Annotated in this window: 2 protein-coding genes and 1 pseudogene; 1 reads left to right on the top strand and 2 read right to left on the bottom strand. The window is 56.3% G+C overall.

All coding sequences use genetic code 11. The features are described 5' to 3' along the window. Positions 1-655: hypothetical protein (locus tag ACSR1C_RS20415; RefSeq protein WP_460260846.1), on the top strand; the 655-nt coding region annotated here is incomplete at its 5' end. 13 nt (positions 656-668) lie between these two features. Here ACSR1C_RS20415 and ACSR1C_RS20420 read toward each other — a convergent pair. Beyond that, positions 669-1,426 (bottom strand): IS5 family transposase gene (locus ACSR1C_RS20420; protein ID WP_460260847.1). Its coding sequence is split into 2 segments (ribosomal slippage): positions 669-1,090 and positions 1,090-1,426, totalling 759 coding nucleotides; the frame shifts between segments, so codons are not numbered across the junction. Between the two features lie 716 nt (positions 1,427-2,142). Next, positions 2,143-2,859: pseudogene (locus tag ACSR1C_RS20425) on the bottom strand (IS91 family transposase); the annotation flags it as partial. Positions 2,860-2,982 lie beyond the last annotated feature (123 nt).

A 2,982-nucleotide genomic window follows, 5' to 3' on the forward strand; every position in this document is an offset into this window, starting at 1 on the left:
GATCCTCGACCTGGGCGACCGCATCGCGTTTGAACTCGTCTGTGAATTTCGCTCCGGACATAGCGTCCTCCTTGCTTCCAAAATTACCAAGCAAGGCGTCTACAAATCTAGGGGCTATTCAGATGCACGAAGGCAGGCTTTAGGGTGCCCGATTGAGCCCACAGACGGCAGAGGTAGTACCTACAGTAGAAGCGATATATTTTGCATTGGATTTGAAAGAAATAGGTGTTTCGCACTTCCACCGGGAGACTACTGCGAAAGCTGTGTGCCTCAACGTTTTCGGAATTTCTGGCCTGCATTTTTTGGGTCGTTTGTTGATGAAACCGGTGGAACGACCAACAGACAAAATGAGTGTATAGTTTTCGAAGGTGCTGACTTAGGGTGGCCTTTGGATCAACGCTACAATGAACTCGCGCAGTTTGGCGCTACGACCAACGGTGAGTTTACTTATATGTCTTTAGATGCCACGCCTAAAATATTTATGTTTGAGGTCGATCTCGATGCTATCGACATCGCTCGTACAAGGGCTTTCGTCGGAATTATGGGCTATTCTGAATCTGGAAGAGCACGGAACGTATTTACTAGCTTGGTGGCGGATCGAAGTAGCCCATCAGATGGCTGTAGAAAATTGAGCGTTGCTCTTAGAGGGTATTAGGGCCTGTGGACAATCATCTTGAGGCTATGAGTGCTGCTACGAGGTTCCAACACGCTGCGTAGCTACAATCGGTTTTGTCGTATCTTGTGGCTATCCCTCTGAACTCTTTGATCTTTGCGAAGTAATTTTCCACCAGATGCCGCCACTTGTAGACTTCCACGTCATAATCGCGCTGGATTTTGCGGTTGGCTTTGGGCGGGATCACGGCGGTTGCACCGCGCTGGTCGAGGTCTTGTAACAGCCAGTCCGCGTCAAACGCCTTGTCCGCGAGCAGCGCGTCAAAAGAAACGCCCCTAATCAACGGCGCGACACCTTTCATATCATGCGCTTGTCCCGGCAGCAGCAGGAAGCGCACCAGATTGCCGAGCGCATCCACCAATGCCACGATTTTAGTTGTTAATCCGCCGCGCGAGCGCCCAATGGCCTGATGTTGAGTCCCCCTTTTGCGCCGGTTGCCTTTTGGTGGACCTGAACGATGGTTCCATCAGTAAGCGCGTATTCAAGGTCGACGTCTTCGCTCATAGCTTTGAAAAGACTCTCGAATACTCCGGCCTTGGCCCACCGGCGAAACCGCCGGAACTGGCTGTTCCAGTGACCAAGGGCAGGCGGCAGGTCGCGCCACGGCGACCCGGTGCGCACCCGCCAGAAGACCGCTTCCAGAAACATCCGATTGTCCCTTGCAGTGACCCCGGCATCGCTGACCTTACCCGGAAGATGTGGCTCAAGCCGCTGCCACAAGATGTCCGACACCACAAACCGTTGCTCGTTCATTCAAACCTCCATTTTGGAAGTTTGAATCAGAAATCAGGCCGAATGGGAATCCCGAATGTCCACAGGCCCTAGTGTGAACGTATACCATCTGGTGGGTACAGATCACCAATTTCCAGCCGAAAACCCTACGACCCCAACTTCTGATTTGGCTTGCGCTGTGGACTCTGCTCGCGTTGTCGACCTTTACTCCATTTGCTGTCCAGCTCGGCGGTATGGGCTTACGGCTCATCACGTTGCGATGAACGATCAAGTATCAAACAATAGCCAAGATCTGATCGCATATCGTTGCGCTCTCTGCGTTGCCTCTCCCGCATCCAGTTGCTTTGCCTGCTTGATCCCGTTGGCAAATTCACGGGGTAGGCCGCAGAACGAAAAACCAAATAGCAGTCATTGGAGTAAGAGCAGCGAAACGGCGCTTTGTCTAAGGTTTGTGGCTGCTGGATGCGCGCCATTCAGCGGCGATAAACCTGACAAGGAGGAAAGCGCGGGCGGATTTCGGTGCTATGGGGATTGTGTCTTAGGGCTTGGGCAGTCGATGCGTCGATCTTCGGGGCCTTTTCGTCTGGGACGGTCGGCCCGTCGATTTCCGCGGGCCGATGGCGTCGCTCGGTGCCTAGTTTCGCCGTTCTGAGCCCGTTGCAGTGGAGGTTTCAGTGGGATGGCCGCACTGACGGAGCCGACGCCTCGGGATCGCAGGGCCGGGTGTGATGGATGGATCATGCGGCATCCTCCCATGGCGGCGCGCGGGATCTCGGGGTCTGGCCGCGGGGAAAGGTTTCGATGACGATCATCGCGCCACCGCATTTCAGGCATGTCTTGCACGGGTCTCGCTGGTACGCATCGGCAGGATCTTCTTCGCCGGTCGTCCGAACCCGCCTTGGCTCCGTATCGATCAGACATCTGATCTTCTCGATCCTGTCGCGGCGGATACCATTGGCCAGGAAGCCTGCGTGGCGAATGCGGTGGAAGCCGGACGGCAGGACATGGGTGAGGAACCGGCGGATGAACTCGGACGTGGGCAGGCGCATGACCTTCATCCGGTCTCCGCGCTTGATCCGGTAATCCTTCCACCGGAAGGCCACGGTGCCGGCATCCGCGCTGACGAGGCGGTGGTTCGAGATCGCGACGCGGTGGGTGTATCGGCTGAGATAGGCCAACACCGCCTCCGGTCCGCCGAAGGGCGGTTTGGCATAGACGACCCAGTCGGCCTTGCGCAGCGGCGCGAGATGGGCGGCAAATTTGTCGGGGTCGGCCAGTTCCGACAGATCGCCGAAGAACGCCAGCTTCCCGGCTTTGTGCAATCTGGCCAGCCCTTCGAGAAACAGACGCCGAAACAGCCTCGACAAGACCTTCACCGACAGGAAGAATCCCGGGTGGCAGGCGATCCACCGGGTGCCATCCGGCGACAGCCCGCCACCTGGCACGATGACATGGGCGGGTAGTGTCGCAAAGTTTCCTGTTCCGTGGCGACCCCGAATATGTCAGCATTGTCAGTGAGTTGGTGAAAGGCGGTTGACGTGATCGAGTTTAAGGGCGTGCACTATCCGAAGTCTGTG

This window comes from Actibacterium sp. D185-2 (assembly GCF_054954595.1).